Origin of the sequence: Streptomyces sp. 4N124 (assembly GCF_052245395.1) — a bacterium.
Taxonomy (GTDB): Bacteria; Actinomycetota; Actinomycetes; order Streptomycetales; family Streptomycetaceae; genus Streptomyces.
Genome location: NZ_JBQQBS010000042.1, coordinates 79,955 through 86,844, shown reverse-complemented (window position 1 = coordinate 86,844; position 6,890 = coordinate 79,955). Strand labels below are relative to the sequence as shown.

Genomic DNA, 6,890 nt, shown 5'->3' with positions numbered 1-6,890 from the left:
AGCCCGAGCAGCAGCACCGCCCCTCGACCAGCCCGGAGTGGTCGGCTGGTACGCGGACGGAGCGAAACCCGGCGCCGCGGGCACCGCGCTCATGGTGGGGCACGCCGACACCGAGACCCGCCCCGCCGTCTTCCACAAGATCAGCTCCCTGCAGCCCGGCGCGAAGGTCCGCGTCATCCGCGACGACGGCAAGATCGCCGAGTTCACCGTCGACGACATCCAGGTAGTGACCCGCGACCTCTTCGACGCCCATCAGGCCTACGGCCCCCGCCACGCCGGCCGCCCCGAGCTACGGCTGATCACCTGCGGCGGCACCTTCGACCGCGCAAGCCGCACCTATACGGCAAACGTGATCGTGTCGGCGTACTTGACGAGGACGGGCTCCTGACGAACCCGGAGCCAACCCGCCCGGTCGACGGCCCGCTCCCCCCGAAGCCGCCGACCGGGCTGGTCCTCAACCGCGCGCGCTCGGGCTGCGGGAGTAACCCGGCGACCGGCGCGGGAGGCTTGGAAGCCACAGTTGGGGGACGACTGGCCGGGGGCTGGGGCCGTCGAGGACGACTGTAGAACGAAAAGCGCTGCCTGGCATAGAGGTTGGATGACGCCAAGTCCCGGTCTCGTGGCACTGTGTCATCCACGCAGGTGGTGCAGGGGTCTACGCGGGTCCACCGGCCGTCCCCCCGGCCTCCCCGCGCAACTCGGCGTCATCCGCGACCCGTTCGATGACAGCGCTTGCCGCCCGGTCGAGGGGCAGCCTGCGCCGGCGCGCGTACTGCCGCAGGGCCACGAACGCGTCGTCGGCCCCCGTGCCCCAGCGCTCCGCCAGCATCCCCTTGGCCTGCTCGATCCGCACCCGGCTGGACAGGGCCTCCTGCAACTGCCCGGCCAGCGTGCGGTACTGCGCATACGCGCGATGGTTCTGCAGTCCTACGGCGGCGGCGTCGGCCAGCGCCTGGGCCAGCGCCAGCTCCGCCTCACCGGCACGCCCGTCCTGCTCGGGGAGCGTCGGCACGAACACGTTGAGCGCGCCGAGCAGTGCCTCGCGGCGGCGCAGCGGCACCGCGTACGTCGCCATGACGTCGTGCCGCAGCGCCCGCTCGGTGAAGTCGGGCCAGCGGGCGTCGGCGTGGGCGTGCCGGATGGACACCGGCGGCACCGGCTGCCCGGAGCTGTAGCTGTCCAGGCAGGGCCCGCCGCCGTGCTGCGCCTCCAGCAGATCGAGGGCGACCTCCTGCTGCCGGCTGCTCCCGGCCAGCGACACCGCCCGCCCGCCGTCGATCAGCATGATCCCGGCCGCCCGCGCGGCCAGCAGTTCCACACAGTGGTCCGAGATCACCTGTAAGTAGCGCGTGGCCTCGAAGGCATCGGTGAGGGTGTCCGCCGCCTCCACCAGAGCCTGAGCGAGCCGGATCTCCCGGCCGGTGTGATACATGCCCGCGCACTCCCCTTCGCGTGCCTCCGCGCCCTCCTCTCAGGCGCGCGCCTCCCCAGACCATCGGGGCTGTAACAGCTCTCCGACAAGGCTCGGGCGGCCTCGTGGGCGCAGCGTTACGTATGTCAGGATTGAGACTCGAACGGTGCACCCAAGGGGGAGTTGGATGTACGGCAACAGGGGGGTGAGGTCTTTGTCGGCCGGAACACGGGCGTCCGCAGTGGTGCTGGGGGCGGCGCTGCTGATCGCGGGGTGCTCCTCCGGGGACGGGGACGGCGGGGAGGAGCCCGGCGACGCCGGTGCGAAGATCTCCCAACAGCCCAAGGAGACCGACCCGTTCTGGGTCAACCCGGAGGGAAACGCGGTCGAGCAGGTCGCGACGTACGAGAAAGCCGGCAAGCAGGACGACGCCGAGCAGATCCGCAAGATCGCTCAGCAGCCGACGGGCCAGTGGCTCACTCCGGAGAGCGCCGAGCAGGAGGCGCGCGGCTTCACCGAGGCCGCCGAGAAGGCCGACCGGGACGCGCTGCTCGTCGTCTACAACATTCCGCACCGCGACTGCGGCCAGTTCTCCGGCGGCGGCGCCGCGGACGGCAACGCGTACCGGGGGTTCATCGACCAGGTCGCCAAGGGCATCGGTGACCGCCCCGCGACGGTGATCCTCGAACCGGACGCGATCCTGCACCTGGTCGACGGCTGTACCCCGGGCGAGTTCCACGAGGAGCGCTACGACCTCCTCAAGGGCGCCATCGAGAAGCTCAAGGCCAACAAGAACACCAAGGTCTACCTGGACGCCGGCAACGCCGGCTGGGGCCAGCCCGACCAGATCTTCGAGCCCCTCCAGTGGGCGGGCATCGACAAGGCCGACGGCTTCTCCGTCAACGTCTCGAACTTCTACACCACCGAGGACTCCATCGCCTACGGCAAGGAGCTCTCCGCGAAGGTCGGCAACAAGCCCTTCATCATCGACACCAGCCGCAACGGCAACGGCCCCTACACCGAGGGCAACCCCGACGAACGCTGGTGCAACCCACCCGGCCGCGCCCTCGGCGAAACCCCGACCACCAAAACGGCGGACCCCCTGGTCGACGCCTACGTCTGGGCCAAGCGGCCCGGCGAATCGGACGGCGAGTGCAAGGGCGGCCCGAAGGCGGGGGAGTGGTGGCCGGAGTACGCGCTGAGCTTGGCCAAGGCCAGCAAGTGACCACATGACTTGGGGCGCCCTCCGCAATGGAGGGCGCCCCAAGTCATATGCCGGACAGGCCGGTTACGGCACTCGAACCCACTGCGCCTTACTTGGCGTCCCCTGATCATCCGTGACGAACAGCATGTACCACCCCGACTGCACCAGATTCTTGTTCTTGGGTACAGTCACCGTGATCTTGCCCCCGGCCACCTTGTAGTCCAGCGCGATGGACCGCTGGTCGACATCCGTGACGTGCGTCGACGCGCTCGGCCGGATCAGCCGCACCTTCTTGATCGTCGACGCATGCTGCGAGGTGAACGTCCCCGTCCCGCCGCGCTCGATGGTCTTCGGGCCGCCGGACAGCGACGGCTGTGCGTCCCGGTACAGATACGGCGGCGTGTAGATCTCGATCCGCTGCTCGAACTTGCCCGGCTTGGTGTTGGCCTTGTCGCTGTACAGCGAGTCGGAGCCGAAGAACATCACCCGGCCGTCGGGCAGCAGAATCGAGCCGGAGTGGTAGTTCCGGCCCACCAGCGGATCGGCGACGCGCCGCATCTCGCCGGTCCCGGCGTCGTACATCCGCGCCTGCAGGATGTTGGAGTCGCCGCGCCCGCGGTAGTCCTCGGAGCCGCCGGAGATCAGCACGGTGTCGTCGGGCAGCACGGACGCCTGCGGATACCGTGTGCCCTTCTCCAGTGAAGGCCCGTCCGTGAACGCGGGGTTGGCGTCCTTCAGATCGATCAGCCGGGTCTTCTTGCTCGACAGCTTGGACTCACCGACCCCGCCGCCGCCGATCACCATGTACTTCTCGTCCTGCGCCGGCGGCAGCAGCACGGTGTTGGCGGTCTCCAGCATGTTCGCGTCGCTCAGCCCGGGCACCTTGGTGAACTTGTTGGTGTCCAGGTCCCAGACACCGGGGTCGCGCCCCACGTCGTCCGGCCCGTAGCCCGCGTTCGCGCCCGAGTAGAAGATCTTGCTGTTCTGCATCAGGAACAGCGCCGGATAGGTCGGGAACTGCCGGATCTTCTTCGTGTACGTCCACTTCTTGGTCGCCGGGTCGAAGATCTCGTTCTTGCCGGGGACCAGCTGGCCGATGTCGTCGAGGCCGGAGACGCTGAGGATCTTGCCGTCGCTCAGGGTGGTGAGCGTCGGGTACCAGCGGGCCTCCTTCATCGGGTCGACCTTGATGTACTTCTCGGCGACCGGGTCGAACTCGAAGGCGTCCCGGATGCCCTGGAAGTCCTTCTTGTCGAGCGCGAGCTTCTGCGCGATGCCGTAGGTGTTGCGGGCGGCGGTGCCGGTCAGGCCCTGGACGCGGTAGTTGTCCTGGGTACCGGTCTCGTACTGTCTGCCCTTCTTCTGCGCCTCGACATAGATCCGGCCGAGACCGGGGTCGTTGCGCAGGAACTCGCCCGTCGCCTCGTCGAAGACCTTCTTCGCGCGCGGCACGAGCACCGGGTCCTTGGAGACGAACGTCTTGCCGTTCTCCTTGCCGGTGAACTTGGTGCCCGCGGGCAAGGTGATCGGCTTGTCCGGGTTCTCGTTGTGGACGATCATCAGGCCGCCGGCCTTGGTGACGTCACCCTTGAGCTTCTCGTACCGCTTGGTGCCGCCCGCGATCAGCAGATTGCCGTTGGCGAGCTGGGTGTGGCCCGTGCAGAACAGGTCGCTGGGCGTCGGCACCTTCTTGATGGTGCCCTTGACGGGGTCCCAGATCCGGGTGTCGAACTTCTTCGCGTCGAAGTTGTCCTGGTTGTTGCCCGACCCGGCGACGAGCAGCACCTTGCCGGTGCGCAGCAGCGCCGCGTGGATGGTGTTCTGCCGGTACTCCTCCGGGAACTCGACGATCTCCCAGTGACCGTTGTCGGCTTTGTACTCGGGTCTGTTGATCTGGTACTCGTGATATTTCTCGGTCCCGACGCGGTAGAGCCACGGCCCGTTCATCCCGGCCAGCGCGAGAACCACCGCCGTGCCTATCGCGAGTCGACGGACACGGCGGCGGCCGGCCTGGTCTTTCATTCCTTACGTCCCCCAAGTCCACCAAGGGCGATCTGCATGGTCTGGTCGTTGCCGCCGCCCCCCGGCTGCTGCTGCGAGGCGGCCCAACTCGGCTTCTGCTGCGGGGCGTGCGGCGCAGGCAGCGGCTGCGGCTGGTGCTGGTGCGGCAGGACCCCGCCCGCGTCCTGCGGCTCGGGCGCGGCGGGCTTCTTCTTCTCCTGCCGCATCATGTGGCGCCAGGCGAAGATGGGCGTGGCCGTGATCAGCAGGGCGAAGCAGGCCCAGATGATCATCGCGGGGTGGGAGTGGCCGTACACGAATCCCGCGGCGATCGAGCCGGCGAAGATCAGGATGAAGTACCAGTGGTACCGGAAGGTCCCGAACCAGCGGTCCGGGCTGGCCGAGTCGCCCTTGGGCGTGACCACGAACTTGCTCTTCCTGCGGAGCATCGAGTCGATCAGCGCCTTGGCGTAGAGCGGCGCCGACAGCGCGGACATCACCATGCCGGCCACACCGCCGGAGCCCTCCGGCTCGTGCGGCGAGACATTGTGGCGGCGGTTCCAGACGTAGAGGCCGATCTGCAGGGCGGAGGCGTTGCCGTAGAGCATCAGCCATATCGTGGGGTCGATGTTCACACCCGAGGCGCCCAGGCCCAGGAACAACGCACAACTGATCGCCGCGAGGATCCAGTTCAGGGCCGACATCGGGTAGAAGATGATCATCATCGTGTAGTTGAAGAGCTTGCTCGGCGGCAGCGAGTAGAAGCCCTTCCAGTACTGCTTGAGGATCGTCTCGTACGTCCCGCGCGACCAGCGCATCTGCTGGGTGAAGAAGTCCGTCCAGGCGCTCGGGCCCTCGCCGACCGCCAGCACGTCCGGCGTGTAGACCGAGCGCCACTTCTTGCCCGTGGCGGGGTTCTTGTGCCGGTGGATCTCGAAGCCGGTCGCCATGTCCTCGGTGATCGAGTCGTACAGCCCGCCGATCTGCTTCAGCGCCCTGATGCGTACGGCGTTGGAGGTGCCCACGAACATCGGGGAGCCGTAGCGGTTGCCGGCACGCTGGATCAGGGCGTGGAAGAGGAACTGCTGGGACTCGGCGGCCTTGGTGACGAAGTTGTCGTAGTTGCCGTACACCTGCGGGCCGATGACGAAGCCGACGTCCGGGTCGCGGAAGAAGCCGAGCATCCGCTCCAGGTAGTTGGGCAGCGGCACATGGTCGGTGTCGACGGAGGCGAAGAAGTCGTAGTGGTCGCCGTGCGCGTCCAGCCAGGCGTTGTAGTTGCCGTGCTTGGTCTTGGCGCGGTGCGGGCCCTTGGCCTGGTTCCACTTGGCGACGCCCTTGCGGCTGAAGTGGTGCACGCCGAGCCGGGCGCAGACCTCCTTGACCGCCGGGTCGTCGCCCTCATCGAGCAGCCAGACATGCAGCAGACCCCGGTGGCGCAGCTTGACCGCCGCCTCCAGGGTCTTCGTCACCATCTCCAGCGGCTCCTTGCCGGGCACGAAGGAGGTCAGGAAGGCGACTCTCGTGCCGGTCTCGGGCACCACCGGGATGGGGTCGCGGGCGACCAGCGTGGCGTGCGCGTTCGACAGCACGTTCATGCAGCGGAAGAACTCGATCAGGCCGATCGAGACGAGCATCACCATGTCGAGGGTCGGCAGGAAGTCGTACGCCGGGTAGTCGCGCTCGGTCCAGTGCACGGGCTGGAGCAGCCAGGCGAGCAGGACCAGCGACAGCAGTGGTGCCGCGCCCAGCATGAGCGCTGCCCGGAGGCGGTGCGGCTCCTGCGAGAGCAGCGAGCGGTACTGCACTCTGTAGGGCTTGTTCGGATCGGGTTGTGTGAGGGGACCCGCCAGTCGGCTGTAGTGCTCGTAGTCGTACTTCGGCAGCGTCTTCTTGATCCGGCGGAACGCGCCGGTCCGATGCGATGGCACCCTGAGCTGGGTCGTCTGTGACGGGTCGTAGTTCTGCCGGGCGCCCGTCGGCGTCGACGTCATGAGTCATCCCCCCACACGCGGATCAGCGCGTGTCTGTCGGTTCCTTACACCTGCGCCGGTCCCCCTCGACCTTCACAGGCGTATCAGTGATGGACCGCTGTCACCACATCTTCCACACCACTAGACATGAAACAGCGACCTTCCGGTTGCATGATGCCCCCCTCGGCATCGCCTCATGAACGGGGCCCCCTCTCCCCGCGACAAACCGGCAACCGGCTCCTTGCCCCCCAAGTGCCGCGAATCCGCAGCATCTTGAAAAACAGGGTTCTACGGCGTTCAG

At 67.7% G+C, this 6,890-nt stretch carries 5 protein-coding genes; 2 read left to right on the top strand and 3 right to left on the bottom strand.

All coding sequences use genetic code 11. The annotated features are described in order from the left end of the window. On the top strand, positions 1–388 hold a 388-nt coding region (locus ACTWQO_RS33385; protein ID WP_443241110.1), incomplete at its 5' end, for a sortase domain-containing protein. Positions 389–655: 267 nt separating this feature from the next. Here ACTWQO_RS33385 and ACTWQO_RS33380 read toward each other — a convergent pair. Beyond that, a complete protein-coding gene (locus tag ACTWQO_RS33380) occupies positions 656–1,432 on the bottom strand; it encodes an ANTAR domain-containing protein (RefSeq protein WP_443241109.1) in 777 nt (258 codons plus the stop codon). Between the two features lie 166 nt (positions 1,433–1,598). On the opposite strand from ACTWQO_RS33380, the gene ACTWQO_RS33375 reads away from it, so the two are divergent. Then, positions 1,599–2,636 (top strand): glycoside hydrolase family 6 protein, encoded by a 1,038-nt coding sequence (locus ACTWQO_RS33375; protein ID WP_443241108.1) that lies wholly within the window; start codon positions 1,599–1,601, stop codon positions 2,634–2,636. A 63-nt stretch (positions 2,637–2,699) separates the two neighbouring features. Here ACTWQO_RS33375 and ACTWQO_RS33370 read toward each other — a convergent pair whose 3' ends face one another. Beyond that, positions 2,700–4,637, bottom strand: a complete 1,938-nt coding sequence (locus ACTWQO_RS33370; RefSeq protein WP_443241107.1) for a galactose oxidase-like domain-containing protein — start codon at positions 4,635–4,637, stop codon at positions 2,700–2,702. Further along, entirely contained in the window at positions 4,634–6,610 is a 1,977-nt protein-coding gene (locus ACTWQO_RS33365; protein WP_443241106.1) for a glycosyltransferase family 2 protein, read from the bottom strand. The genes ACTWQO_RS33370 and ACTWQO_RS33365 overlap by 4 nt, the downstream gene beginning before the upstream one ends. Between the last annotated feature and the right edge of the window lie 280 nt (positions 6,611–6,890).